This window comes from Pseudomonas borbori (assembly GCF_900115555.1).
GTDB classification, from domain to species: Bacteria; Pseudomonadota; Gammaproteobacteria; order Pseudomonadales; family Pseudomonadaceae; genus Aquipseudomonas; species Aquipseudomonas borbori.
The window spans coordinates 1-25,012 of the sequence record NZ_FOWX01000033.1; the positions used below are offsets into that span (position 1 = coordinate 1).

General features: G+C 60.4%; 22 protein-coding genes and 1 pseudogene. 5 read left to right on the forward strand and 18 right to left on the reverse strand.

The annotated features are described in order from the left end of the window. Nucleotides 1-138 precede the first annotated feature (138 nt). From ndhC to BM315_RS19775, 13 genes and pseudogenes are all read right to left on the reverse strand, one after another. A pseudogene (gene ndhC / locus BM315_RS19715) lies at nucleotides 139-450 on the reverse strand (NADH-quinone oxidoreductase subunit A); the annotation flags it as partial. 192 nt (nucleotides 451-642) lie between these two features. Further along, nucleotides 643-981, reverse strand: coding sequence for a DUF190 domain-containing protein (locus BM315_RS19720; RefSeq protein ID WP_090504564.1), 339 nt, complete (start codon nucleotides 979-981; stop codon nucleotides 643-645). Nucleotides 982-1,410: 429 nt separating this feature from the next. Further along, the gene (locus BM315_RS19725; protein WP_090504566.1) at nucleotides 1,411-3,006 is read right to left on the reverse strand and encodes an isocitrate lyase; all 1,596 of its coding nucleotides are present in this window, start codon (nucleotides 3,004-3,006) and stop codon (nucleotides 1,411-1,413) included. 498 nt (nucleotides 3,007-3,504) lie between these two features. Continuing rightward, nucleotides 3,505-4,314 (reverse strand): secretin N-terminal domain-containing protein, encoded by an 810-nt coding sequence (locus tag BM315_RS19730; protein ID WP_090504569.1) that lies wholly within the window; start codon nucleotides 4,312-4,314, stop codon nucleotides 3,505-3,507. After that, nucleotides 4,311-4,949 (reverse strand): DUF7931 domain-containing protein, encoded by a 639-nt coding sequence (locus BM315_RS19735; protein ID WP_090504572.1) that lies wholly within the window; start codon nucleotides 4,947-4,949, stop codon nucleotides 4,311-4,313. The genes BM315_RS19730 and BM315_RS19735 overlap by 4 nt, the downstream gene beginning before the upstream one ends. A gap of 26 nt (nucleotides 4,950-4,975) precedes the next feature. Beyond that, entirely contained in the window at nucleotides 4,976-5,401 is a 426-nt protein-coding gene (locus BM315_RS19740; protein ID WP_090504575.1) for a GNAT family N-acetyltransferase, read from the reverse strand. Continuing rightward, complete coding sequence (locus tag BM315_RS19745) at nucleotides 5,394-6,560, reverse strand: ribosomal protein uL16 3-hydroxylase (RefSeq protein ID WP_090504578.1); 1,167 nt, start codon at nucleotides 6,558-6,560, stop codon at nucleotides 5,394-5,396. The genes BM315_RS19740 and BM315_RS19745 overlap by 8 nt, the downstream gene beginning before the upstream one ends. A 77-nt stretch (nucleotides 6,561-6,637) precedes the next feature. Then, entirely contained in the window at nucleotides 6,638-8,008 is a 1,371-nt protein-coding gene (gene purB, locus BM315_RS19750) for an adenylosuccinate lyase (protein WP_090504580.1), read from the reverse strand. A gap of 88 nt (nucleotides 8,009-8,096) precedes the next feature. Continuing rightward, the gene (locus tag BM315_RS19755) at nucleotides 8,097-8,942 is read right to left on the reverse strand and encodes a DMT family transporter (RefSeq protein WP_244527332.1); all 846 of its coding nucleotides are present in this window, start codon (nucleotides 8,940-8,942) and stop codon (nucleotides 8,097-8,099) included. Nucleotides 8,943-8,956: 14 nt separating this feature from the next. Next, nucleotides 8,957-9,577 (reverse strand): high frequency lysogenization protein HflD, encoded by a 621-nt coding sequence (gene hflD, locus BM315_RS19760; RefSeq protein WP_090504587.1) that lies wholly within the window; start codon nucleotides 9,575-9,577, stop codon nucleotides 8,957-8,959. Continuing rightward, complete coding sequence (mnmA, locus tag BM315_RS19765) at nucleotides 9,574-10,707, reverse strand: tRNA 2-thiouridine(34) synthase MnmA (RefSeq protein WP_090504590.1); 1,134 nt, start codon at nucleotides 10,705-10,707, stop codon at nucleotides 9,574-9,576. Before mnmA ends, hflD begins: the two co-directional genes overlap by 4 nt. 62 nt (nucleotides 10,708-10,769) lie before the next feature. Next, complete coding sequence (locus BM315_RS19770) at nucleotides 10,770-11,210, reverse strand: NUDIX hydrolase (RefSeq protein WP_090504705.1); 441 nt, start codon at nucleotides 11,208-11,210, stop codon at nucleotides 10,770-10,772. A 135-nt stretch (nucleotides 11,211-11,345) separates the two neighbouring features. Further along, nucleotides 11,346-13,571 carry an NADP-dependent isocitrate dehydrogenase gene (locus tag BM315_RS19775; protein ID WP_090504593.1) on the reverse strand — a complete coding sequence of 742 codons (2,226 nt, stop codon included), beginning with the start codon at nucleotides 13,569-13,571 and terminating at the stop codon, nucleotides 11,346-11,348. Nucleotides 13,572-14,095: 524 nt separating this feature from the next. On the opposite strand from BM315_RS19775, the gene icd reads away from it, so the two are divergent. Next, a complete protein-coding gene (icd, locus tag BM315_RS19780) occupies nucleotides 14,096-15,352 on the forward strand; it encodes an NADP-dependent isocitrate dehydrogenase (RefSeq protein ID WP_090504596.1) in 1,257 nt (418 codons plus the stop codon). A gap of 78 nt (nucleotides 15,353-15,430) precedes the next feature. Here icd and cspD read toward each other — a convergent pair whose 3' ends face one another. Next, the gene (cspD, locus tag BM315_RS19785) at nucleotides 15,431-15,694 is read right to left on the reverse strand and encodes a cold shock domain-containing protein CspD (RefSeq protein ID WP_090504708.1); all 264 of its coding nucleotides are present in this window, start codon (nucleotides 15,692-15,694) and stop codon (nucleotides 15,431-15,433) included. 233 nt (nucleotides 15,695-15,927) lie between these two features. On the opposite strand from cspD, the gene clpS reads away from it, so the two are divergent. Then, complete coding sequence (gene clpS, locus BM315_RS19790) at nucleotides 15,928-16,290, forward strand: ATP-dependent Clp protease adapter ClpS (RefSeq protein WP_090504599.1); 363 nt, start codon at nucleotides 15,928-15,930, stop codon at nucleotides 16,288-16,290. Nucleotides 16,291-16,319: 29 nt separating this feature from the next. Then, nucleotides 16,320-18,590, forward strand: coding sequence for an ATP-dependent Clp protease ATP-binding subunit ClpA (gene clpA, locus BM315_RS19795; protein ID WP_090504602.1), 2,271 nt, complete (start codon nucleotides 16,320-16,322; stop codon nucleotides 18,588-18,590). Between the two features lie 319 nt (nucleotides 18,591-18,909). Here the strand turns inward: clpA and infA are convergent, their stop codons facing one another. From infA to trxB, 4 genes are all read right to left on the reverse strand, one after another. Beyond that, nucleotides 18,910-19,128 carry a translation initiation factor IF-1 gene (gene infA, locus BM315_RS19800; RefSeq protein ID WP_002553999.1) on the reverse strand — a complete coding sequence of 73 codons (219 nt, stop codon included), beginning with the start codon at nucleotides 19,126-19,128 and terminating at the stop codon, nucleotides 18,910-18,912. 107 nt (nucleotides 19,129-19,235) lie between these two features. Continuing rightward, nucleotides 19,236-19,943, reverse strand: coding sequence for an arginyltransferase (locus BM315_RS19805; RefSeq protein ID WP_090504605.1), 708 nt, complete (start codon nucleotides 19,941-19,943; stop codon nucleotides 19,236-19,238). Nucleotides 19,944-19,998: 55 nt separating this feature from the next. Continuing rightward, nucleotides 19,999-20,679, reverse strand: coding sequence for a leucyl/phenylalanyl-tRNA--protein transferase (aat, locus tag BM315_RS19810; RefSeq protein WP_090504608.1), 681 nt, complete (start codon nucleotides 20,677-20,679; stop codon nucleotides 19,999-20,001). Between the two features lie 61 nt (nucleotides 20,680-20,740). Further along, the gene (gene trxB / locus BM315_RS19815; protein WP_090504610.1) at nucleotides 20,741-21,691 is read right to left on the reverse strand and encodes a thioredoxin-disulfide reductase; all 951 of its coding nucleotides are present in this window, start codon (nucleotides 21,689-21,691) and stop codon (nucleotides 20,741-20,743) included. A 245-nt stretch (nucleotides 21,692-21,936) separates the two neighbouring features. Between trxB and ftsK the strand changes: the two genes are divergently transcribed. Together ftsK and lolA are read left to right on the forward strand one after the other, a co-directional pair. After that, nucleotides 21,937-24,339, forward strand: coding sequence for a DNA translocase FtsK (gene ftsK, locus BM315_RS19820; protein WP_170862266.1), 2,403 nt, complete (start codon nucleotides 21,937-21,939; stop codon nucleotides 24,337-24,339). Between the two features lie 30 nt (nucleotides 24,340-24,369). Beyond that, nucleotides 24,370-24,996 carry an outer membrane lipoprotein periplasmic chaperone LolA gene (gene lolA, locus BM315_RS19825; RefSeq protein ID WP_090504617.1) on the forward strand — a complete coding sequence of 209 codons (627 nt, stop codon included), beginning with the start codon at nucleotides 24,370-24,372 and terminating at the stop codon, nucleotides 24,994-24,996. Nucleotides 24,997-25,012 lie beyond the last annotated feature (16 nt).

Consider the following 25,012-nt stretch of genomic DNA (forward strand, 5'->3'; position numbering starts at 1 on the left):
GGGGTCGGATCAGTGAGAGATCACTGTCCAAGTGCTCGTGGAATCAGTGTCCAAGGGGCCGTGGAATGAGTGTCCAAGTCAGCGTGGAATCGCTGTCCAAGTGTTCGTGGACTGGGTGTCCAAGTGCGCATGGAATCCCCACACCAGGGCTTCGATAAAACCGGGCCAGCCGCTTTCGCGCAGCGAAATGGCCCAGGCAAAGAGAAACAGGGCTTCGATGTCGAAGATCACGAACAGCATCGCGACCAGGTAGAACTTGGCGGAAAAGCGCAGGCGCGCGCCGCCGGTAGAGACGATGCCGGACTCGAACGGCTCGTTCTTGCTGCGCCCCCAGGCTTTGCTGCCGAGCAGGCTGGAGACCCCGAGCATGAAGGCGCACAACCCGGCTACGCCCAACAGAAAAATTGCAAACCCCCAGTTATGGGCCAGGCTCGCTACCACATCAGGCATGCCGTACTCCTCGACAAGGATGGGTGTTGCTGACGCATCACTCCCCGTGACTGCGTCACAGCGGTTTACTCAATACTAGGCGGGGTTTGGCGAGTCAGTGGCTTTGTGCGGAAAAAAACTCGATCCATGACCTTGGCCGGCTGCCAAGTTGGTGTCCGGGCCCGCACCTCGGGTTGGCCTGCCTGGAAGGTTTCAGCAGGCTGTATCGGCCCCGGCCTGCTTGCCGAGGGTGCCGAATTCGACCGGCGTCTTCACGTAGAACAAGGCGAAATCTTCCTGTTGCAAGCGCTCGAACAACCGAGTGCATTCCTCTTCGCTGAGCACCAGGGAGACCTCCATCGGCTGATCGGCAAGCTCGAAGAAATGGTAGGAGTGGAGTTTGCCCGTATGGCCGAAGCCCTCGATCCCGGACACTAGAGTGGCGCCGCGCAAGTGCATTTCCTTGGCCAGGGCGACCAGCCAGTCCGCGAGCATTTTGCCCTGATAGCGGCGATTCTGTTGGGTAAAGAAGGTCACCTGATAACCGTGCATGATCACTCTCCTGCAGCCTGTGACGACGCTTTCAGCATAGCGCCACCCGGCCGTCATAGACCATGGCGGGCAATGCCGTTCGGGAGCTGCCTTGTGCAGGAGTCTTCGTAAGCGGGCTGCCCGTCTTCGACAGAGCGCTGTCGCGCAGCGAACTGGAGGCAAACGTGTCTGTTGGCTTGTGGCGAGCGGCCGGGCGGCGTTCCGCTTTAGCCGTGAAGCTGTGCTGTGCATCGACGAGTTCGCGGCTAAAGCCCCTCCCACAAAAAGCGTCATAACCCATGACATCCATATGCGGGTTGTTTGATAAGAACGGTCTGGCTCAATAGGTAACGAGAACATAGCCAATGAAAAAGCCCCGGCATCGCTGCCGGGGCTTTCTTGTCGCGGGCTCGGGGGACGCGAGGTCCTGGCCGAGTGAAACAGTGGCGCTTAGCCGAACTGGTTCATGGTGTTGTCTTTACCGCTTGCCTTCAGAGCCGCTTCGCCAGCGAAGTACTCTTTATGGTTGTCGCCGATGTCGGAGCCAGCCATGTTCTGGTGCTTGACGCAGGCGATGCCCTGACGCAGTTCCTGACGCTGAACACCTTTGACGTAGGCCAGCATGCCTTCTTCTGCGAAGTACCCTTTGGCCAGGTTGTCGGTGGACAGCGCGGCGGTGTGGTAGGTCGGCAGGGTGATCAGGTGGTGGAAGATGCCGGCTTGAGCCGAACCGTCACGCTGGAAGGTGCGGATCATTTCATCGGCACGCAGCGCCAGTTCGGTTTCGTCGTACTCCACGCTCATCAGCTGGGCGCGGTCGTAGGCGGAAACGTCCTTGCCTTCGGCAACCATGGCGTCGAACACCTGCTGGCGGAAGTTCAGGGTCCAGTTGAACGACGGGCTGTTGTTGTACACCAGCTTGGCGTTCGGGATTTCCTTGCGGATTTCGTCAACCATGGCCGCGATCTGACCGACGTGCGGCTTCTCGGTTTCGATCCACAGCAGGTCGGCACCGTTGCGCAGCGAGGTGATGCAGTCCAGGACGCAGCGCGCTTCGCCGGTGCCTTTGCGGAACTGGAACAGGTTGCTCGGCAGACGCTTGGGACGCAGCAGTTTGCCTTCGCGGTTGAGTACCACGTCGCCGTTCTTCAGGTCGGCAGTGGAGACCTCATCGCAGTCGAGGAAGGAGTTGTACAGGTCGCCCAGGTCGCCCGGCTCGTTGGTCACGGCGATCTGCTTGGTCAGGCCGGCGCCCAGGGAGTCGGTACGAGCAACGATCACACCGTTGTCGATGCCCAGCTCGAGGAAGGCGTAACGAACGGCAGCGATCTTGGCGAGGAAGTCGGCATGCGGAACGGTCACTTTACCGTCCTGGTGGCCGCACTGCTTCTCGTCGGAAACCTGGTTTTCGATCTGGATGCAGCAAGCGCCTGCTTCGATCATGCGCTTGGCCAGCAGGTAGGTGGCTTCCGGGTTACCGAAACCGGCGTCGATGTCGGCGATGATCGGCACGATGTGGGTTTCGTGGTTGTCGATCTGGCTCTGGATCTCAGCGGCCTTGGCGTTGTCGCCGGCGGCGCGGGCGGCATCCAAAGCGGTGAACAGCAGGTCCAGTTCACGGCTGTCGGCCTGGCGCAGGAAGGTGTACAGCTCTTCGATCAGGTCGGAGACGGCCGTCTTCTCGTGCATCGACTGGTCCGGCAGCGGGCCGAACTCGGAACGCAGGGCTGCGACCATCCAGCCGGACAGGTAGAGGTAGCGCTTGTCGGTGGTCTTCAGGTGCTTCTTGATGGAGATCATCTTCTGCTGACCGATGAACCCATGCCAGCAGCCCAGGGACTGGGTGTAGACGGAAGAGTCGGCATCGTACTCGGCCATGTCCTTGCGCATGATATCGGCGGTGTACTGGGCGATTTCCAGACCGGTCTTGAAGCGGTTCTGGGCACGCATGCGGGCCACGGATTCCGGGTTGATAGCGCTCCAGCTGTTGCCGTTGGTCTCTTTCAGAGCGGCTACTGCCTTGATGTCGTTTTGATAAGCGGACATGGTCAATCCTTCAATGTATGTGTTTGGTTGAGCACCGACTTTCCCACTCAAAACCTGTGAGGGTCATGGTTGCGGGGGCTCACAGCAGTACGAGAGAGAGTGACCAGGACGCGGTTGCAGCCGCGAGGAGGGGGGACGAAACGAACAGTGCGTTTGACTACAGCTGCTGCAAATGATCGAGTCATTTGGCGTTTACCGGATCAAAGATGCCGTTGGACGACTCAGTAGGCTGTAACTGTCTGCTGGCTGCTACGTTGAAGCGCTTCCCCGTCCCTCAGGACAACTTCGTTCCAGTCGCAATCTCGTCGAACGGCCTTGTGGGCTTTACAACACGAATCGGCTCTGGCGGTAAGCCTAAGCACGACCCGGAGACCCTTTCCAGGGCCCCTGATTAGCGGGAGCGAGGCCATCATGCCTCTGCTAAAAGTGTTCGTCAAACGTTTTGTAGTGCTTTTTCACGACTACTACATAAGTATTACGACGACCGGCGAGTCAGTTTTAATCGACGATCTCGACCTTGACCCGCAGGCTCATGTCCTCACGTCCCTGGGTCGAGCGCTGGCGCAGGACGTCACCTTGCTCGGCCTGGCTCTGCTGGTTAACGCTGCCGATGCTGATCCATTCCCCAAGCCGACCGCTGACCCGGGTATCGGTGCTCTGGATGTCGATTACCCCGGGTTGTGATGAACTCAGGCGGTCGCGATTGCTGCTGATATTGATATGCACGATTTCGCCGGTGAGGCTGGCAGTCACGTAGAAACCGCGGGTGACGTCGCGGTATTCGGTGCTGTTGTAGGCCTGGCCGTAGGAGTCGCGGTGAGTCGAACTGAGGGGCACGCTCTGGCCGACCTGGATCAGCGCCGGGTAGCCCTCGGTGGCTTGTACCTGCTGGGTGCCGCCGCTACGGCTGTCGGTAGTGCGGTTGATGATGCGCACCTGGTCGCGACCGTTGATTTCACCCCGGCCAATCTGCACCTGGGCATCGCCGGTGCTTATGGTGCCGTCGGCGCGATAGCCACGCTCGCTCTGGTAGCTGGAGTCCGAACTGTCGACACTGATCAGCAAGCGCCGTGGGCGGGTGTCCAGTTGCTCGAGCAACTGGCGTATTTCCGCGATCTTGGCCGGCGCGGCGTTGACGATCAACTGGTTGCCGTAGGCGTTGGCGCGGCCGTCGTTGCCCAGCAGCGACTGCACCAGCGGCAGCACATCGTCGGCCGTGCGGTAATTCAGCGCGATGACTTCGGTGGCCGCACTGAGGGGCAGGGCGATGCTGAGCAGTAGGCCCGCGAGCAGGGTACGCGCACTCATAGCAGGAAGCTCCTTAGGTCGGGGGCGGTGATGCTGGTCTGCCAGGCCTGATCGAATTGCGCCTGGCGCAAGCGCACACGGGCAGGATCCTGGTACAGCGCATAGCCGGCGAATTGTTCGGGTTCGGGGCGCAACAGCAAGCCGCGGTCATCGGCCAGTAAAAAGGCCACCTCTTCGCTGGGGTGGTCCGGGTGCAGTAGGCGAATATGCAGGTTGCTCGACAATCGGCGCGACAAGCCAAGCAAGCGGTGGCCCCGTTTCACCGCGCGGCTGATGTCTTTGACCAGGATGCGCAGGCGGTTCTTCGGGCTGGCCAGGAGGAAACGGGTGCAGGCCTCCTGGATGCTGCTGTGGTGGTACAGCCAGGGGTCGAGGTCGGCACTGTAGATGCACAGGCTGCGCTGGGCTTGCTGGAGCATGGCCAGGGCATGGGCGCGGGCCATCTCCGGCTGATCGAAGCGCTCCAGCGCCAGGTGCTCGCCGAGGATGAACGGCGCCGGTTCTGCCTGTGGGCTCTCGCCCGGGGCCGGTTCGGGGTTGCGCACGGCAAAACGCCCCGGCGACTGAAACTCGATGGCGGGAAGCGCTGCTGGCTCGTGGCTCTCGGTTACGTCTGACGGGGCGTCTGGGTTCATCCTGACCTCGCAGTTATTGCTCGCGGCTATTGACTGTGGCGCACCATGTCCACATGGGGAATGCCGGCGTCGAGGTATTCGCCGCTGACGATGGCAAAGCCAAGCCTTTCATAGAAAGGCGTGGCCTGCACCTGGGCGCTGAGCATTTGTTGCTGCAGGCCACGTTTTTCCGCTTCCGCGATCACCGCGCGCAGCAGTGCATCGCCGACTTTCAGGCCACGCCAGTCCTTGAGCACCGAAACCCGGCCGATATGCCCGTCCGGCAGCAGGCGCGCGGTACCAATCGGGTAATCGCCCTCGTAGACGAGAAAATGCAAGGCCTCGGCATCCTCGGCATCCCACTCCAGTTCCGGCGGCACCGCTTGCTCGGCAATGAACACCGTCTCGCGAATGCGCCGCAGGTCGGCGTTGTCCTTTTGCCAATCGGCCAGGCGCACGTGGATGCTATTCATCGGCAAACTCCAGACTGCCCTGCTTGGCCAGCTCCAGAAGCAGATTACGCCCCTCATCATCGGTCAGCCATGAACCGAGGTTGTCGATATGCAGCGCGTCGGCCGAGCAGATCAGCTTCAGCAGCTCGCGCTGGCTGGCAGACAGCAGGCGGCTCTGGCCACTGGCGAACAGCACCAGGTCTTCGCCGACTTCGGACCAGGCCAGGCGTGCGCTGGGGTTGCGGATCAGCACGGCGCCAGCTTGCAGGCTGCCGAGGAAGGCCGGTTCGTCGATTTCGATCCCGGCGATCAGTTCCGGGTAGCGCGGTTCGGTCATGAACTGGCCGAACCAGGTCATCAGCAGGCGCTCGTCGCTCATGTGTTCATTGAGCAGGGCTTTCAGACGATCCAGGGCGTCACGCTGGATCTGGTGCGGATCGCTGGTCGGCTGCGCATCGGCGTCGCTGTAGCGGTCCTCATCCGGCAGGAACTGGCCGAGAAAGTCGGTGAAATGGGTCAGTACTTCGGCGGCGCTTGGCGCGCGGAAGCCTACGGAATAGGTCATGCAATCATCCTCAGCGGTACCACAGTGGGCCAGGAGCGGCGGCAGATAGAGCATGTCGCCGGGTTCCAGGACCCATTCTTCAGTTTTAGCGAATTCGGCAAGGATCTTCAGATCCGCGTGCGGCAACAGCGGGCTGTCGGAGTTGCACAGCTGGCCGACCTGCCAGCGGCGCTTGCCGTAGCCCTGCAGCAGGAACACATCGTAGTTGTCGAAGTGCGGACCGACGCCACCGCCAGGTGCGGCGAAGCTGATCATCACGTCGTCGATGCGCCACTTGGGCAGGAACTTGAACTCCTCAAGCAGTTCGGCCACCTCCGGGACGAACTGGTCGACGGCTTGCACCAGCAGGGTCCAGTCGCGCTCTGGCAGCTGGGCGAAGGCGTCTTCGGCGAACGGGCCGCGGCGCAACTCCCATGGCCGCTCGCCGTGCTCGATGACCAGGCGCGACTCGATTTCCTCTTCCAGGGCCAGGCCGGCCAACTCGTCCGGCGAGATCGGGCTCTCGAAGCCGGGCATGGCCTGGCGCACCAGCAGGGGTTTCTTCTGCCAGTAGTCGCGCAGGAACTCACGGGCCGTCAGGCCGCCCAACAGCTGCAGCGGAGTATCAGGATTCATCGCTAAGCCCTTGAAATAAATAAAAGCCCAAAAATAAAAACGCCCGGCACTGCCGGGCGTGCAAAGGACTCGAGCGGTTAAATGCGCTTGGCCTGGACGACCGCATTGCCGATGTAGTTGGCTGGGGTCAGCAGCTTCAGTTCGGCTTTGGCGGCGGCCGGCATATCGAGACCATCGATGAAAGTCTGCAGCGCGGCGGCAGAGATACCCTTGCCGCGAGTCAGTTCTTTCAGCTTCTCGTAGGGGTTCTCGATGGCGTAGCGACGCATGACGGTCTGGATCGGCTCGGCCAGCACTTCCCAGCAGGCGTCCAGGTCTTCAGCGATTTTCTGAGTATTGAGCTCCAACTTGCTGATTCCCTTGAGACTTGCCTCATAGGCAATAACGCTATGGGCGAAGCCGACCCCCAGGTTGCGCAGCACGGTGGAGTCAGTCAGGTCACGCTGCCAGCGCGAGATCGGCAGTTTGCTGGCCAGGTGCTGGAACAGCGCGTTGGCGATCCCCAGGTTGCCTTCGGAGTTCTCGAAGTCGATCGGGTTGACCTTGTGCGGCATGGTCGAGGAGCCGATTTCGCCGGCGATGGTGCGCTGCTTGAAGTAACCCAGGGAGATATAGCCCCAGATATCGCGATCGAAGTCGATCAGGATGGTGTTGAAGCGGGCGATGGCGTCGAACAGCTCGGCGATGTAGTCGTGCGGCTCGATCTGCGTGGTGTAGGGGTTGAACTGCAAGCCCAGGTCGCCTTCGATGAAGGCGCGAGCGTTGGCTTCCCAGTCGATCTGCGGGTAGGCCGACAGGTGGGCGTTGTAGTTGCCTACCGCACCGTTGATCTTGCCCAGCAGCGGTACGGCCGCGACCTGGGCGATCTGCCGCTCGAGGCGGTAGACCACGTTGGCCAGTTCCTTGCCCAGGGTGGTCGGCGAGGCCGGCTGGCCGTGGGTGCGCGAGAGCATCGGCACGTCGGCGAATTTCACCGCCAGCTCGCGGATGGCTTCGGCAGTCTGGCGCATCAGCGGCAACAGCACGGTGTCGCGACCTTCACGCAGCATCAGGGCGTGGGACAGGTTGTTGATGTCCTCGCTGGTGCAGGCGAAGTGGATGAACTCGCTGACCTTGTCCAGCTCCGGCAGCTTGGCGGCCTGTTCCTTGAGCAGGTACTCCACGGCCTTGACGTCGTGGTTGGTGGTGCGCTCGATCTCTTTCACACGCTCGGCGTGCTCGAGGGCGAAATTGTCCGCCAGTTGGTTGAGTAGCGCCTGGGCTTCGGCCGAGAAGGCCGGGACTTCGCCGATGCCTTCGTGGGCGGCCAGGCGTTGCAACCAACGCACTTCGACCAGGACGCGAAAGCGGATCAGGCCGTATTCGCTGAAAATCGGGCGCAGGGCGCCGGTTCTGCCGGCATAGCGGCCATCAACGGGGGAAACCGCGGTGAGCGAGGAAAGCTGCATAAGAGGGCGTTCTCGGACAATCGGCTGACGAAAAGGGCGCATATCATACATTAAATCGCCGCTCTGGCCGCGTTTGCTCGCTAGCCGTTCAGCGGCTGCGTCGGGCAATCGACAGCAGGCTGGAGGCAAAAATCAGAACGGCACCGATCAACGAGGTCGGATCCGGGGTTTCGCCCCAGCGCAACCAGGCGATCATGCCGGCAAAAACGATGGCCAGGTAGGCAAAGGGGCCGATCAGGCCGGGCGGCGCCATGCCGTAGGCCTTGGACATGATTATCTGGCTGGTGGTGGCAAGCAGGCCGATTACCAGCAGCAGGCTCAGCTCATGATTGCTCAAGGGTTGCCAGGCCCAGGTCAGCGGGATTGCGGAGGCCAGCGCGCTGAATAGCGCGAAATAGAACACGATGCGATAAGCCGGCTCGGTATCGCTCATCTCGCGGATGGAGACAAAGGCAAAGGCCGCCAGGACGCTGGCCGCCATGCCGATCAGGGTATTGCCGCCGAGCAGGGCGCTCGAGGGTTTGGCCACCAGCAGCACGCCGAGCAGGCCGATGCCGGTCGTCAGCAGGATGCGCTTGTTCAGCGGTTCCTTCAGCCACCACCAGGCGATCAGTGGGGTGAACAGCGGCGCCGAGTAGGTGAACAGCATGGCGTCGGCCAGGGGCAGGTGGGCCAGCGCATAGAAGAAGCAGTACATCGCCGCCAGGCCATAGCCGGTACGCCACAGATGCGCCTTGAGGCGCGTGGTCTTGAGCGGGGCCACGCCCTTGAGCAGGATCAGCGGCAGGAAGAACAGCACGCCGACCAGGTTGCGGAAGAACACCACCGACTCGTTATTGACGCTGGTGGAGACTTCGCGCACGCCGACGCCCATCAGCGAGAACAGCAGTGCCGATAGCGCCAGCAGCGCGGCACCCTGCATGGGTTTGACCATGCGGCTGCTCATGCTTAGCCGCGCAACAGCGGGTAGAGTTCCTTGAGCAGCTTGCCGCGGCTGAACACCAGCTGCCAGCGGTGGCCGCCGAGCTGACGCCACAGCCGTGCCGAGCGGATGCCGGCGAGCAACAGGGCGCGAATCTTCGCGGCGTTGCTCGCTTGTTGCAGATGGCGCATGTCGCCCTGTACCTGGATGCGCTGGCGGAAGGTGCTGATGGTGTCCTCGTAGAGACTGCCGCAGGCCGCGATGACGTTGTCGTGCACCAGGCCGAAATGGCCGACCTGGTTCTGGATCTGGTCCAGGCGGCTGCCCATGACCTGCAGCATGTCATCGCGCTTGGCCAGTTGCCTTTCCAGCCCGAGCAGGGCCAGGGCGTAGCGCAGCGGTTCGCGCTGCAGGCTGGTCGGATCGCGCTCCAGGGCGCTGATCAGGGCGCGATAGCCCTCGCGCAGGTTGAGGTCGTCGCCGCCGTACACGTCCAGGGTGCTTTGCGGGTCGCGCACCAGCAGGCTGCCGAGCATGCAGGCCAGTCCTGGCTCGCCAATCTGCCCGGTCTTGGCCAGCTTGTCGACTAGCACCGCGGCCTCGAATACCGCACCCAGGGCGACCAGTTGTTCCTGCGTTGGACTCATGGATGCTTATCCTTGCTGCTCCAGGGTTCTGCTGTTTCGATCACGCCGCCGCCGAGGCAGACTTCGCCGTCATAGAACACCACTGACTGGCCGGGCGTGACCGCGCGTTGCGGCATGGCGAAACTGGCGCGATAGCCGCCGGCGGTTTTTTCCAGGATGCAGGCCTGATCGCCCTGGCGGTAGCGCACCTTGGCGGTCAGCTGGCGTGGTTGGTCGAGTTCGATCGGGTTGACCCAGTAAATCTCGGAGGCGAGCAGGGCGCTGGCAAACAGCCAGGGGTGATCGTTGCCCTGGCCGACCACCAGCACATTGCGCTGCAGGTCTTTTTGCAGCACGTACCAGGGCTCGTCGCTGGCGTCTTTCAGGCCGCCGATGCCCAGGCCCTGGCGCTGGCCGATGGTGTGGTACATCAGGCCGTGATGACGGCCGATGACCTCGCCTTCGGTGGTTTCGATATCGCCGGGCTGGGCCGGCAGATACTGCTTGAGGAAGTCGCTGAAGCGCCGCTCGCCGATAAAGCAGATGCCGGTCGAGTCTTTCTTCTTCGCCGTGGCCAGCTCATATTTTTCGGCGATGGCGCGCACCGCCGGCTTTTCCAGCTCGCCCACCGGGAACAGGGTCTTGGCGATCTGCTCGCCACCCACGGCATGCAGGAAGTAGCTCTGGTCCTTGTTCGGGTCCAGACCCTTGAGCAGTTCGGTGCGGCCTCCGCGATCGCGCCGACGCACATAGTGGCCGGTGGCGATCAGATCGGCGCCGAGGGCCAGGGCGTAGTCGAGGAAGGCCTTGAACTTGATTTCGCGGTTGCACAGGATGTCCGGGTTGGGCGTGCGCCCGGCCTTGTATTCGGCGAGGAAATGCTCGAATACGTTGTCCCAGTACTCCGCGGCGAAGTTGGCGGTGTGCAGTTTGATGCCGATCTTGTCGCACACGGCCTGGGCATCGGCCAGGTCATCCATGGCGGTGCAGTATTCGGTGCCGTCGTCTTCGTCCCAGTTCTTCATGAACAGGCCTTCGACCTGATAACCCTGCTCGAGCAGCAGCAGGGCAGAGACGGAGGAGTCCACGCCGCCGGACATGCCGACTATGACGCGTTGCTGTTCTGGGCCGGGGAGGGCTGGATCACGCATGGGGGTGTCTGCACAAAAGACGAAATTCTAACAGGCTGGCGGTGCCAAGGCTAAGTCGGTATTCAATCACGAATAACTTCCAGGTCATGCAGCGGACCGGCGAGGTAGTCGTCGATGCAGCGCAGGACCAGCTCGCTGCGCCAGCGTTCTGGCTGGCTGGACAGCTCATCGCGGGTTAGCCATGCCGTGCCGACGATATCGCTGTCCAGGCTGCGTTGCGGATGATGGTGCAGCGCTTTGGCGACAAAGCAGACGCGCTGATAGGTCACCCCATTGCTCGGCGCGGTATACAGGTAAATGCCGACGAGGCCGGTGAGTTCGACATCCCAGCCGGTTTCTTCCAGTGTCTCGCGCAGCGCTGCCTCACGCAGGGTTTCGTTGGCCTCGAGATGGCCGGCGGGCTGATTGAGCACCAGGCGCCCGCCCTTGAGCTCTTCGACGAGGAGAAAGCGGCCCTGGCTTTCGACGACAGTGGCAACGGTGATGTGGGGATGCCAATCCATGTGTGTGCCCTGTAGGAATGGGTCGATCATAAGCAGTCGCTGGTCGGCGGCCTGCCTGGCCTGCACAAGCAGAAACCCCGGCACACGGCCGGGGTCTCTGGTCATGCGGCGCGCTCAGGCGCCAGCTGTTGCACCTTACAGCAGCGAGGCGATCGCGGCGTTGAAGGTTGGGCTCGGACGCATGACTTTGCTGGTCAGTTCCGGGCTGGAGCGGTAGTAGCCGGCGATGTCCACTGGCGTGCCTTGCACGGCACTGAGTTCGCCAATGATGGTGGCCTCATTGTCGGTCAGGGTTTTTGCCAGCTGACTGAAGTGTGCCTGCAAAGCAGCGTCTTCAGATTGTGCGGCCAGTTCCTGCGCCCAGTACATGGCCAGGTAGAAGTGGCTGCCACGGTTGTCCAGCTCGCCGGTTTTACGCGACGGTGACTTGTTGTTGTCGAGCAGCTTGCCGGTGGCGGCATCCAGGGTTTTACCCAGCAGCTTGGCGCGCGGGTTGTCGGTCTTGATGCCGGTCTCTTCCAGAGACACCGCCAGGGCCAGAAATTCGCCGAGCGAGTCCCAGCGCAGATGGTTCTCTTCGATCAGCTGCTGCACGTGTTTCGGCGCCGAACCACCGGCACCGGTTTCGTACATGCCGCCGCCCGCCATCAGCGGCACGATGGAGAGCATCTTGGCCGAAGTGCCCAGCTCCATGATCGGGAACAGGTCGGTCAGGTAGTCGCGCAGCACGTTGCCGGTCACCGAGATGGTGTCCTGACCGCGAATCAGGCGCTCCATGCTGATGCGGATGGCTTGGTTGTAATCCATGAGGCGAATGTCCAGGCCGCTCAGGTCATATTCCTGCAGGTAGGTTTCAACCTTCTTCTGCAGCTGCCGATCATGGGCGCGCTCCGGGTCGAGCCAGAAGATCGCCGGGGTGCTGGATTGACGGGCGCGGGTAACTGCCAGCTTGACCCAGTCGCGAATGGCCGCGTCCTTGGTCTGGCAGGCGCGCCAGATGTCGCCGGCCTCGACTTCGTGCTGCATCAGCACGCTGCCGTCGGCCAGCACCACGCGCATGGTGCCGTCGACGGTCATTTCGAAGGTCTTGTCGTGGGAGCCGTATTCTTCGGCCTTCTGCGCCATCAGGCCGACGTTCGGCACAGTGCCCATGGTGGTCGGGTCGAATGCACCGTTGGTTTTGCAGAAGTTGATCATTTCCTGATAGATGCGCGCATAGGTGCTTTCCGGCATCACCGCCTTGGTGTCTTTGAGCTTGCCATCCTTGCCCCACATCTGCCCGGAGCTGCGGATCATGGCCGGCATCGAGGCGTCGACGATCACGTCGCTCGGAATGTGCAGGTTGGTGATGCCCTTGACCGAGTCGACCATGGCCATTTCCGGGCGGCCGCTGTAACAGGCGTGGATGTCGTGGAGGATCTCTTCCTGCTGCGAGGCGGGCAGGGATTTGATCTTGTCGTAGACGCTGCTGATGCCGTTGTTCGGGTTGACGCCGAGTTCAGCGAACAGTGCGGCGTGCTTGTCGAAGGCTTCCTTGTAGTAAACGCTGACCGCGTGGCCGAAGACGATCGGGTGGGACACCTTCATCATGGTCGCCTTGACGTGCAGCGACCACATCACGCCGGTTTCCTTACAGTCCTGCAGGGTCGTCTCCAGGAACTCGCGCAGCTTCTTGCAGCTCATGAACATGCTGTCGAAGACTTCGCCTTCCTGCAGGGCGAGCTGTTTCTTCACTTCGACCTTGCCGTTCTTGTCGACGAACTCGATGCGCACGTCACCGGCTTTGTCCATGGTGATCGACTGCTCGCTGGAGAAGAAGTCGCCGCCGCGCATGTAGTCGGCATGGGACTGGGAGGCCATGCTCCACTTGCCCATCGAATGCGGGTGCTTGCGGGCGAAGGCTTTGACTGCGGCGGGTGCGCGACGGTCGGAGTTGCCTTCACGCAGGACCGGGTTCACGGCGCTGCCGAGGATCTTGCTGTAACGCGCGCGGGCTTGTTTTTCCGCCTCGGTCTGCGGGTCTTCAGGGAAGTCGGGGATGTTGTAGCCCTGGGCCTGCAGCTCGGCGATGGCCCCCTTGAGTTGCGGTACCGAGGCGCTGATATTGGGCAGCTTGATGATGTTGGCTTCTGGCGTGGTGGCCAGAACAGCCAGTTTGGCGAGGTCGTCCTGGACTCGCTTGTCGGCGTCCAGGTGCTCGGCAAAGCTTGCAAGAATACGCCCTGCAAGAGAGATGTCGCTGGTTTCGACGGCTATGTCAGCGGATGCGGCGAAAGCTTCTACAATTGGCAGAAGCGAATAGGTGGCGAGGGCTGGAGCTTCGTCGGTGAAGGTGTAGACGATCTTCGAACGGTTGGACATTTAGGATTAACTCTCTTCTTTGCTAGGCGAGCACAGAATCTCGAGATGCGCAGGTAGGCGCGTTCGCTCAAAGTCGTCAATGAGCCGAAAGTCGAGGATTTGCCGCGGTGATGTGGGGTGCACCAGTAGAGCGTTGAGCAGTTGAACGGTTGGATTGCGGTAGCAACTCGACCGGTTCAAGGGCCGACTGCCTCGTTCAAGACAGGCAAACCCCTATGACTCGTTAGTCACGGCGCGCAGTATATCATTGCACTAAGGTACTGAAGAATGCCCTTGTGCCTACAGGGGTCTGTCGGACTTGACCGTTGGTAGCGAGGGGCGGTCCGGCTTGAGGCAATTTGGCTGCTTTCCCGAGGCGAATAGCTGGGCTATTTAACGAAAAAATGACCAAACCCGGTTTTTTCGTAGTGGAACGGCGTTAAATTCGCCAGCCTCCTGTAGACGAAGGAACAGGTAGTCTCACCCGATTCAAGTGGGTTACGCTCGGGAGAGATATGATTTCTAACCACAAAGCGGAGTCCAGCATGGGATACCAAAAGATCCAGGTGCCAGCAACCGGTGACAAAATCACCGTCAATGCCGATATGTCGCTTAACGTACCGGACAACCCGGTCATCCCTTACATCGAGGGTGACGGCATCGGCGTCGATATCAGCCCGGTGATGATCAAGGTCGTCGATGCAGCCGTCGAAAAAGCCTACGGCGGCCAGCGCAAGATTTCCTGGATGGAAGTTTACGCTGGCGAGAAAGCCACCCAGGTGTATGACCAGGACACCTGGCTGCCTCAGGAAACCCTGGATGCGGTCAAGGATTACGTCGTCTCCATCAAGGGGCCGCTGACCACGCCGGTCGGTGGTGGCATCCGCTCCCTCAACGTAGCCCTGCGCCAGCAACTGGATCTGTATGTCTGCCTGCGCCCGGTGCGCTGGTTCGAAGGCGTGCCCAGCCCGGTGAAGAAGCCTGGCGACGTCGACATGACCATCTTCCGGGAGAATTCCGAAGATATTTATGCCGGCATCGAGTGGAAAGCCGGCTCGCCGGAAGCGAACAAGGTCATCAAGTTCCTCAAGGAAGAAATGGGGGTTACCAAGATCCGTTTCGACCAGGACTGCGGTATCGGCGTCAAGCCGGTTTCCAAGGAAGGCACTCAGCGTCTGGCGCGCAAGGCCCTGCAGTATGTGGTCGACAACGACCGCGACTCGCTGACCATCGTGCACAAAGGCAACATCATGAAGTTCACCGAAGGTGCCTTCAAGGAGTGGGCCTACGAGATTGCCGCCGAAGAATTCGGCGCGACCCTGCTCGATGGCGGCCCCTGGATGCAGTTCAAGAACCCGAAAACCGGCAAGAACGTCATCGTCAAGGACGCCATCGCCGACGCCATGCTGCAGCAGATCCTGCTGCGTCCGGCCGAATACGACGTAATTGCCACCCTGAACCTCAATGGTGACTACCTGTCCGACGCCCTGGCGGCCGAAGTAGGTGGTATTGGCATCGCTCCGGGTGCCAACCTGTCCGATACCGTTGCCATGTTCGAAGCAACTCACGGCACCGCGCCGAAGTACGCTGGCAAGGACCAGGTGAACCCGGGGTCGCTGATCCTGTCCGCCGAAATGATGCTGCGTCACATGGGCTGGACCGAGGCGGCCGACCTGATCATCAAAGGCACCAATGGCGCCATCTCGGCCAAGACCGTGACCTACGACTTCGAGCGTCTGATGGAGGGCGCCCAGTTGCTGTCCTGTTCGCAGTTCGGCGATGCCATGATCGCTCATATGTGAGTTGATCGACGGTAACAAAAAGACCGGTCAAGTGACCGGTCTTTTTGTTATGGGTATTTGTTATGGATAGCCAGTCATTCAGACTTCAAGCGCATTGCCGTGGGGCTGACTTACAGCAACAGGTGCTTCGGTGGTGGCCGACAGCGCGCTGATGTTCACGGCGTGGAGCCCTTTGGGGCCTTGAATGATATCGAAACTCACCGCCTGGCCTGCCTTGAGGGTTTTATAACCGTCCATCTGAATCGCCGAGTAATGAGCGAATAGATCCTCGTCCCGACCGTCGGCCAGAATGAACCCATAGCCCTTGGCGTTATTGAACCATTTGACCTTACCGCTAAGCATGCTGATATCCCTCTGCAAAGAACTCCACCACTGGAGTATCATCCACTTCTGATTCCGCGCGCGAATCAACTGGCTTGGGCGAGGGCGCGGAATTCCTCATACCGACGCAAGTGGGTATTTATTGTTTGTAACACCGATTTGCCGTTAGTCAAGGCGATGCTGCAACTGCCTGAGAACCCGGTCAAACTCCATCTACCATCCGTACTCGCTCAGCCACGAACCTTTATTCCGACATGCATGCAAGTAGCCAGATTCGACTAACCTTCAATCAGGATCGCCCGGCAACGCATGAGGACGATTCCACCGGCCTAGCCGTGCAGGAATCCAAACCTGCGCTGCAGGCGCCACCGCTGTATAAAGTGGTCATATTCAATGATGACTACACACCGATGGATTTCGTGGTCGAAGTGCTCGAGGTGTTTTTCAACTTGAACCGGGAGCTGGCGACCAGAATCATGCTGACCGTCCACACAGAGGGACGGGCAGTCTGCGGAGTGTTTACCCGCGACATCGCCGAAACCAAGGCCATGCAGGTTAATCAGTACGCTAGAGAAAGCCAGCATCCGCTACTCTGTGAGATAGAGAAGGACGGTTAACGCCGGCCGCTTGGGCATGAGGTGAAGCCATGTTAAATCGAGAGCTCGAAGTCACCCTCAATCTGGCCTTCAAGGAGGCTCGCACCAAGCGTCATGAATTCATGACGGTTGAGCACCTCCTTTTGGCTCTATTGGATAACGAGGCCGCCGCCAGCGTATTGCGCGCATGTGGCGCCAACCTCGACAAATTGCGCCACGACCTTCAGGAGTTCATCGATTCCACCACTCCGCTGATCCCGCAGCATGACGAGGAGCGTGAGACTCAGCCGACCCTGGGCTTTCAGCGAGTATTACAGCGCGCCGTCTTTCATGTGCAAAGCTCCGGCAAGCGAGAGGTGACGGGCGCCAACGTGTTGGTGGCGATTTTCAGCGAGCAGGAAAGTCAGGCCGTGTTCCTGCTCAAGCAGCAGAGCGTTGCGCGCATCGATGTGGTCAATTTCATCGCCCATGGCATTTCCAAAGTGCCAGGGCATGGTGGCCATACCGAAAGCGAGCAGGATATACAGGACGAGGAGGGTGGCGAGCCCTCTGCGTCCGGCAATCCTCTGGATGCTTACACCAGCAATCTCAACGAATTGGCGCGCCAGGGGCGGATCGATCCGCTGGTCGGGCGAGAGCTGGAAGTCGAGCGGGTCGCGCAGATCCTGGCGCGCCGGCGCAAGAACAACCCGCTGCTGGTAGGTGAGGCTGGCGTGGGTAAAACCGCGATAGCCGAGGGCTTGGCCAAACGCATTGTCGATAATCAGGTGCCCGACCTGCTGGCTACCAGCGTGGTCTACTCGCTGGATCTGGGCGCTTTGCTGGCCGGCACCAAGTACCGCGGCGACTTCGAGAAGCGTCTCAAGGCGCTGCTCAACGAGTTGCGCAAGCGCCCGCACGCCATTCTGTTCATCGACGAGATCCACACCATCATCGGTGCAGGGGCTGCCTCGGGCGGGGTGATGGATGCTTCCAACCTGCTCAAGCCAATGTTGTCTTCGGGGGAAATCCGCTGCATTGGCTCCACTACCTTCCAGGAGTTTCGCGGCATTTTCGAGAAGGATCGCGCCCTGGCGCGGCGCTTCCAGAAGGTCGATGTCAGCGAGCCTTCGGTGGATGATACCTATGGCATTCTCAAGGGGCTCAAGGGTCGCTTCGAGCAACACCATAGCATTGAGTACAGCGACGAAGCTCTGCGCGCCGCAGCCGAGCTTGCTGCGCGCTATATCAATGATCGGCACATGCCGGACAAGGCTATCGACGTAATCGACGAGGCGGGCGCCTATCAGCGCCTGCAACCAGTGGAGAAGCGGGTCAAGCGCATCGAAGTGGCGCAGGTCGAGGATATCGTGGCGAAAATCGCACGAATTCCGCCAAAGCACGTCAGCAGTTCGGACAAGGAGCTGCTACGCAACCTGGAGCGCGATCTCAAGCTGACGGTGTTCGGTCAGGAAGCCGCCATCGACTCCCTGTCCACAGCGATCAAGTTGTCACGGGCCGGGCTCAAGGCGCCAGACAAACCGGTCGGCTCGTTCCTCTTCGCCGGTCCTACCGGGGTCGGTAAAACCGAAGCGGCTCGCCAACTGTCCAAGGCGCTGGGGGTCGAGCTGGTGCGCTTCGATATGTCCGAGTATATGGAGCGGCATACGGTTTCCCGGCTGATCGGCGCACCGCCTGGTTATGTCGGTTTCGATCAGGGCGGCCTGCTGACCGAAGCCATCACCAAGACGCCGCATTGTGTCCTGCTGCTCGATGAAATCGAGAAGGCTCATCCGGAGGTCTTCAACCTGCTGTTGCAGGTAATGGATCACGGTACCCTAACTGACAATAACGGGCGCAAGGCGGATTTCCGCAACGTGATCCTGATCATGACCACCAACGCCGGTGCGGAAACCGCGGCGCGGGCGTCTATTGGTTTCACCTACCAGGACCATGCGTCCGATGCCATGGAAGTGATCAAGAAGAGCTTTACGCCGGAGTTCCGCAATCGCCTGGACACCATCATCCAGTTTGGCCGACTGAGCCATGAAGTGATCAAGAGTATCGTCGACAAGTTCCTCACCGAACTGCAGGCGCAACTCGAAGACAAGCACGTGATGCTCGAGGTCAGCGATGCCGCGCGCGGCTGGCTGGCGGAGAAAGGTTACGACGTGCAGATGGGGGCAAGGCCGATGGCACGCTTGATTCAGGAGAAACTCAAGCGCCCTCTGGCGGAGCAGATCCTGTTTGGCGAACTGGCCGAGCACGGCGGCGTGGCTCATGTCGATCTCAGTGGCGACGAATTGACCTTTGAATTCGAAACCACTGCGGAAATGGCCTGATGCCACCCTTGCCTTAGCTGAATAGTGCTCACAAAAACGCCCGGCAATGCCGGGCGTTTTTGTGAGCACCTGAAATTCGATCAGTGCTTGAAAAACCGGATGCAAGGAGATCGAGGCTGGCTGACAGGAGGCCTGGCAAGACAGTGAAGCAGAAGGCGATCTGTTCGACTCGCGGCATCCTGGAGGCTGTCGGACTTTAGCTGAAGGTCAATCTCGAGTCCGGCAGGCTCCTGGGGCAGGGTAAAGCACGCACAGGGCTGCGCCTTTGCTAACCTGTTTTCATGCCTGTGAGTGAATGCAGCGGTTTCTCAAAACCCTGTTAACGGGCGCGGTAGGTGATACGACCTTTGCTAAGGTCATAAGGTGTCAGCTCTACACGAACCTTATCGCCTGTCAGAATGCGGATATAGTTTTTGCGCATCTTCCCGGAGATGTGCGCGGTAACGACGTGCCCGTTTTCCAACTCCACACGGAACATGGTGTTGGGCAGGGTGTCGACGACAGTGCCTTCCATTTCGAAGCTGTCTTCTTTCGACATGCAGTAAAGCCCTCGGTATCCAAAGTATGACCATGGCCCGGCGCAACTGGCTCCAGGCAAAAGCGGCGTGCATTGTGCCCGAAAAGGAGGGTGCGCGCCAAGTGACTTCAGGTGAGAGTGATCCAGCGCTGATTAACGAACAGCTCAATTGGACGATATTGCGTCTTGTAGCTCATTTTTCGGCAGTTTTTGATCCAGTAGCCGAGGTACAGGGCATGCAGCCCAAGGCGCGCCGACTCCTTGATTTGCCAAAGAATGGCGAAACGCCCAAGACTGCGCCGCTCCTCGCTGGGCTCGTAAAAGGTATAAACCGCTGAAAGACCGTTGGGCAGAACGTCCGTGACCGCGATAGCCAACAGCCGGCCGCGCTGACGAAACTCATAGAAACGGGAAAACGGCAGGTCGCGCACCAGAAAGGTGGAGAACTGTTCACGGTTTGGTGGATACATGTCGCCATCGGCATGTCGTTGTTCGATGTAGCGAACGTAGAGATCGTAGTACTCCTCGGTGAACGCCGGGCGCACCGTAAAGACCTGGATGTCGAGATTGCGTTTGAAAATGCGCCGCTGCTGGCGATTGGGCTTGAACTGGCTGACGGGAATGCGTGCGGGTACGCAGGCCGAGCAGCGTTGGCAGTGGGGGCGGTAGAGGTGGTCGCCACTGCGGCGAAAGCCCATTTCCGAAAGTTCTGCATAGACATCCATATCCATTGGCTGGCTGGGATCGAGGAACAGGGTGGTGGCCTGTTCTTCGGGCAGATAGCTGCACGGATGAGGCTGTGTAGCGTAAAACTTCAGGCGGGCCAACTCGGTCATGATCGACTCTCGGGGTAAAGCCTTGAACAAGTGTAAGCCACGCTGCCGTAGTCGCCTAGGCAGTCCAGGACGCTTGGCAGGGCTGATCGATATGACGCTTCAGGTAGGCGGCGAAATCTGCCCGGGCAATCGGTCTGGCACCGAAGCTGTGCAGGTGTTGCGTGGGCATCTGGCAGTCGATGAGTACGAAACCCCAGGCCTTCAGTCGTTCGACCAGGGTGACAAAACCGACCTTCGAAGCGTTGTCGGTGCGACTGAACATGGATTCGCCGAAAAACAGCCGGCCTATTGCCAGTCCGTATAGGCCGCCGACCAGCTCGCCGTTGCGCCAGACTTCGGCCGAATGGGCGATGCCGCGCCGATGCAGCTCTAGGTAGGCGCGCTGCATTGGCGTAGTGATCCAGGTGCCGTCGGCATAATCGCGTGGCGCAGCGCAGGCCTGGATGACCTCGGCAAAGGCTTGATCGAAGGTCACCTGGTAACGTGCCTGGCGCAGCGCCTTGGCCAGGCTGCGCGAGACATGCAGTTCATCAGGGAAGAGCACCGTACGCGGATCCGGCGACCACCAGAGAATCGGCTGGCCGTCCTGATACCAGGGGAAACAGCCATGGCGGTAGGCTGCTATCAGGCGCTCGGCACTCAAGTCACCGCCGGCCGCAAGCAAGCCATTGGGGTCATGCAGGGCTTTGGCGAGCGGCGGAAAACTCAGTGAGTCGCGTTGTAACCAAGTCAGCATTCGACGAAACCACGAGAGGCGAGGGCGAGTTTGGCAGCCTGTGACGCCCGCCAGGGGGCGATCAATTGTCGTCGAGGAACTTCTCGACATCCAGCGCGGCCATGCAACCGGCCCCGGCCGAGGTGATTGCCTGACGGTACACGTGGTCGGCCACGTCGCCGGCAGCGAACACCCCCTCGATGCTGGTCGCAGTAGCGTTGCCTTCGCTGCCGCCCTTGATCAGCAGATAACCGTCACGCATTTCCAGCTGGCCCTGGAACAGATCGGTGTTGGGTTTGTGGCCAATGGCGATGAATACGCCAGTCAACGGCAGCTCTTTGGCTAAGCCATTAGTGGTGTCTTTAAGGCGAACGCCGGTTACGCCGCCGGCATCGCCAAGAACTTCGTCGAGGGTGTGGTTCCAGTGCAGGTGGATGTTGCCGTTGGCCGCCTTGTCGAACAGCTTGTCCTGCAGGATCTTTTCCGAGCGCAGTTTGTCGCGCCGGTGAACCAGGTGCACTTCCTTGGCGATATTGGCCAGGTACAGCGCTTCCTCGACGGCGGTGTTGCCGCCACCAATCACCGCGACCACCTGATTGCGGTAGAAAAAGCCGTCGCAGGTGGCGCAGGCTGAAACCCCTTTGCCGGCAAAGGCTTCTTCCGACGGCAGGCCGAGGTACTGCGCGGAGGCGCCGGTGGCGATGATCAGTGCGTCACAACTGTAGGCGCCGCTGTCGCCCTTGAGGATGAACGGACGCTGCTGCAACTCGGCCGTGTGAATGTGGTCATAAAGGATCTCGGTATCGAAGCGCTCGGCATGTTTTTGCATGCGCTCCATCAATGCGGGGCCGGTCAAGCCTTCGACGTCACCCGGCCAGTTATCCACTTCGGTGGTGGTGGTCAGTTGGCCGCCGGGCTGGATGCCGGTGATCATCACTGGCTTGAGATTGGCACGGGCGGCGTATACCGCCGCAGCGTAACCGGCAGGGCCGGAGCCCAGGATAATCAGGCGTGAATGCTTGACTTCGCTCATAGAAACACCTCATAAGCCTTTGTCACAAAAGAGAATGCATGCTCAAATTGAGCCACACGTAAATATGTTGTTGGCTATGCTACACCGAAGCGGGGGACGAGCGGGAGCCGCCAGCAGAGGGCTTCTGTCAGATCGAATGCCTCTGCGGCCTGGCGTGGCATCAATCGGGTAAATCCGTACAATAGTCAGAAATTTTGTCGTTAACCGATTATTCGGCGCGCCGCTGGCGCAGGATTAGATGTGTTTTGAAGAATTCAAGCCCTACAGCCCAGGCCCCGCTCTGGCGTCAGCAATTGCCCTACAGGTTGAAAGAAGGCGCCTTGATCGCTCTGGGTGCGCTTTGTCTTTATCTGTGGATGGCGCTGCTGAGCTATGACCCTGCCGACCCGGGCTGGACGCACACCAGCAATATCGATCAGGTGCAGAATGCCGCCGGCCGTGCGGGTGCCTGGTTTGCCGACATTCTGTTCATGGCCCTGGGCTATTTCGCTTATGTGTTCCCGCTGTTGCTCGGGGTCAAAACCTTGCAGGTGTTTCGTGACCGCCATCGGCCCTGGCAGTGGAGTGGCTGGTTGTTTTCCTGGCGATTGATTGGCCTGGTGTTCCTTGTTCTGTCTGGAGCGACGCTGGCCGATATTCATTTTGATGCGGGCGCCAGCATGCCGGCTTCGGCTGGCGGGGCATTGGGTGAGAGCCTTGGTCAGTTTGCCGAAGACGCATTGAATGTGCAGGGCAGCACCTTGCTGTTCATTGCGCTGTTTCTCTTCGGCTTGACCGTGTTCAGCGACCTGTCCTGGTTCAAGGTCATGGACCTGACCGGCAAGATCACCCTGGATCTTCTCGAGCTGATCCAGAGTCTGGTCAACCGCTGGTGGAATGCCCGTACCGAGCGCAAACAACTGGTCGCGCAGTTGCGTGAAGTCGACGAGCGGGTCAGCGAAGTGGCGGCACCGATGGTGCACGACCGCCGCGAGCAGGCCAAAGTCAAAGAGCGCCTGCTCGAACGCGAGGAAGCGCTGAGCAAACACATGAGTGCCCGTGAAAGCCGCACTGCGCCGGTGATTACCCCGCCAGCGGAGCCCAAAGTCGCCGAGCCGAGCAAGCGCGTACAGAAAGAAAAGCAGGCGCCGCTGTTCGTCGACAGCGCCGTCGAAGGTACCTTGCCGCCGATTTCCATTCTCGATGTCGCCGAGAAGAAGCAGAAGCAATTCTCCCCCGAGTCACTGGAGGCCATGTCGCGCCTGCTGGAGATCAAGCTCAAGGAGTTCGGCGTCGAGGTCATGGTCGAGTCGGTGCATCCGGGTCCGGTGATCACCCGTTTCGAGATCCAGCTCGCCGCCGGGGTCAAGGTCAGCCGTATTTCCGGGTTGGCCAAGGACCTGGCGCGCTCGATGGCGATCATCAGCGTGCGCGTGGTCGAAGTGATCCCCGGCAAAACCACCGTGGGCATTGAGGTGCCCAACGAAGACCGGCAGATCGTGCGCTTTTCCGAGGTGCTGTCGTCACCCGAGTACGATGATGCCAAGTCCCCGGTGACCCTGGCCCTGGGCCACGACATCGGCGGCCGCCCGGTGATTACCGACCTGGCGAAGATGCCCCACTTACTGGTCGCCGGCACCACCGGCTCGGGCAAGTCGGTCGGGGTCAACGCGATGATACTGTCGATCCTGTTCAAGTCCACGCCGGAAGAGGCGCGCTTGATCATGATCGACCCGAAAATGCTCGAACTGTCGATCTATGAGGGCATTCCACACCTGCTGTGCCCGGTGGTCACCGACATGAAGGAGGCGGCCAACGCCCTGCGCTGGAGCGTCGCCGAAATGGAGCGGCGCTATAAGCTCATGTCGAAGATGGGCGTGCGCAACCTGGCCGGCTTCAACCGCAAGGTCAAGGACGCGGAGGAGGCGGGCGAGCCCTTGGCCGACCCGTTGTACAAGCGCGAAAGCATGCACGACGAAGCGCCGCTGCTGAAAACCCTGCCGACCATCGTGGTGGTGGTGGACGAGTTTGCCGACATGATGATGATCGTCGGCAAGAAGGTAGAAGAGTTGATCGCGCGGATCGCACAGAAGGCCCGCGCCGCCGGCATCCACCTGATTCTCGCCACCCAGCGGCCGTCGGTGGATGTGATCACCGGCCTGATCAAGGCCAACATTCCGACGCGCATGGCCTTCCAGGTATCGAGCAAGATCGATTCGCGGACCATTCTCGACCAGGGTGGCGCCGAACAGTTGCTCGGCCACGGTGACATGCTCTACCTGCCACCCGGCACCGGCTTGCCGATCCGTGTGCACGGCGCCTTCGTTTCCGACGAAGAGGTCCATCGCGTGGTCGAGGCCTGGAAGCTGCGCGGCACACCGGACTATATCGAAGACATTCTGGCGGGCGTCGAAGAGTCTGGCAGTGGCTTCGACGGAAGCAGTGAAGGCGGCGGCGAAGGTAGTGAAGAAGATCCGCTGTATGACGAAGCCGTGCGTTTCGTCACCGAAAGCCGTCGGGCCTCGATTTCCGCTGTGCAGCGCAAATTGAAGATCGGCTACAACCGGGCAGCGCGGATGATCGAAGCAATGGAAATGGCTGGCGTGGTGACCTCGATGAGCACCAATGGCTCGCGCGAAGTGATAGCGCCGGGTCCAACTCGTGACTAACGCCAAAAAATCAATGTGATAAGGAGTTTCATGCGCCTGATTCGTATGCTGTTGCTGGCAGCTTTAAGCATTTCCAGCGTTTCCGCCCTGGCGGACGAGGATGCGTCTGCACAGCGTCTGACCGTATTGCTCAGCCAGGCGCAAACGATCAGCGCCCGCTTCTCGCAGCTGACCCTGGATGGCAGTGGCACGCAGTTGCAGGAAACCGCAGGTCAGCTTGTGCTCAAGCGTCCGGGGCTGTTTCGCTGGCACACCGACGCGCCCATGGAGCAGTTGCTGGTGTCCAACGGCGAGAAGGTCTGGCTGTATGATCCGGACCTTGAACAGGTCACCATTCAGACCCTCGACAAGCGCCTGACCCATACCCCGGCGCTGCTGCTGTCCGGCGATGTTTCCGAGATTCAAGAGAATTTCGCGATCAGCCATCAGGAAGGCGGCAACGTGGTCGACTTCATGCTCAAGCCGAAGTCCAAGGACACCCTGTTCGACAGCCTGCGCCTGTCGTTTCGCAGCGGCGTATTGAATGACATGCAGCTGATCGACAGCATCGGCCAGCGCACCAATATTCTGTTCCTCAGCGTGAAGATGAATGAAGCCGTGGACGACAGCCTGTTCAGCTTCGAGATTCCCGAAGGCGCGGATGTCATTCAAGAGTAAGAGGTCGTAGCCCGCC

What these genes read in the sequence shown, in the direction of transcription:
- BM315_RS19720 (WP_090504564.1), bottom strand. Translation starts at nt 981, where the DNA reads ATGCACGGTTATCAGGTGACCTTCTTTACCCAACAGAATCGCCGCTAT.
- BM315_RS19725 (WP_090504566.1), bottom strand. Translation starts at nt 3,006, where the DNA reads ATGTCCGCTTATCAAAACGACATCAAGGCAGTAGCCGCTCTGAAAGAG.
- BM315_RS19730 (WP_090504569.1), bottom strand. Translation starts at nt 4,314, where the DNA reads ATGAGTGCGCGTACCCTGCTCGCGGGCCTACTGCTCAGCATCGCCCTG.
- BM315_RS19735 (WP_090504572.1), bottom strand. Translation starts at nt 4,949, where the DNA reads ATGAACCCAGACGCCCCGTCAGACGTAACCGAGAGCCACGAGCCAGCA.
- BM315_RS19740 (WP_090504575.1), bottom strand. Translation starts at nt 5,401, where the DNA reads ATGAATAGCATCCACGTGCGCCTGGCCGATTGGCAAAAGGACAACGCC.
- BM315_RS19745 (WP_090504578.1), bottom strand. Translation starts at nt 6,560, where the DNA reads ATGAATCCTGATACTCCGCTGCAGCTGTTGGGCGGCCTGACGGCCCGT.
- purB (WP_090504580.1), bottom strand. Translation starts at nt 8,008, where the DNA reads ATGCAGCTTTCCTCGCTCACCGCGGTTTCCCCCGTTGATGGCCGCTAT.
- BM315_RS19755 (WP_244527332.1), bottom strand. Translation starts at nt 8,942, where the DNA reads ATGGTCAAACCCATGCAGGGTGCCGCGCTGCTGGCGCTATCGGCACTG.
- hflD (WP_090504587.1), bottom strand. Translation starts at nt 9,577, where the DNA reads ATGAGTCCAACGCAGGAACAACTGGTCGCCCTGGGTGCGGTATTCGAG.
- mnmA (WP_090504590.1), bottom strand. Translation starts at nt 10,707, where the DNA reads ATGCGTGATCCAGCCCTCCCCGGCCCAGAACAGCAACGCGTCATAGTC.
- BM315_RS19770 (WP_090504705.1), bottom strand. Translation starts at nt 11,210, where the DNA reads ATGGATTGGCATCCCCACATCACCGTTGCCACTGTCGTCGAAAGCCAG.
- BM315_RS19775 (WP_090504593.1), bottom strand. Translation starts at nt 13,571, where the DNA reads ATGTCCAACCGTTCGAAGATCGTCTACACCTTCACCGACGAAGCTCCA.
- icd (WP_090504596.1), top strand. Translation starts at nt 14,096, where the DNA reads ATGGGATACCAAAAGATCCAGGTGCCAGCAACCGGTGACAAAATCACC.
- cspD (WP_090504708.1), bottom strand. Translation starts at nt 15,694, where the DNA reads ATGCTTAGCGGTAAGGTCAAATGGTTCAATAACGCCAAGGGCTATGGG.
- clpS (WP_090504599.1), top strand. Translation starts at nt 15,928, where the DNA reads ATGCATGCAAGTAGCCAGATTCGACTAACCTTCAATCAGGATCGCCCG.
- clpA (WP_090504602.1), top strand. Translation starts at nt 16,320, where the DNA reads ATGTTAAATCGAGAGCTCGAAGTCACCCTCAATCTGGCCTTCAAGGAG.
- infA (WP_002553999.1), bottom strand. Translation starts at nt 19,128, where the DNA reads ATGTCGAAAGAAGACAGCTTCGAAATGGAAGGCACTGTCGTCGACACC.
- BM315_RS19805 (WP_090504605.1), bottom strand. Translation starts at nt 19,943, where the DNA reads ATGACCGAGTTGGCCCGCCTGAAGTTTTACGCTACACAGCCTCATCCG.
- aat (WP_090504608.1), bottom strand. Translation starts at nt 20,679, where the DNA reads ATGCTGACTTGGTTACAACGCGACTCACTGAGTTTTCCGCCGCTCGCC.
- trxB (WP_090504610.1), bottom strand. Translation starts at nt 21,691, where the DNA reads ATGAGCGAAGTCAAGCATTCACGCCTGATTATCCTGGGCTCCGGCCCT.
- lolA (WP_090504617.1), top strand. Translation starts at nt 24,370, where the DNA reads ATGCGCCTGATTCGTATGCTGTTGCTGGCAGCTTTAAGCATTTCCAGC.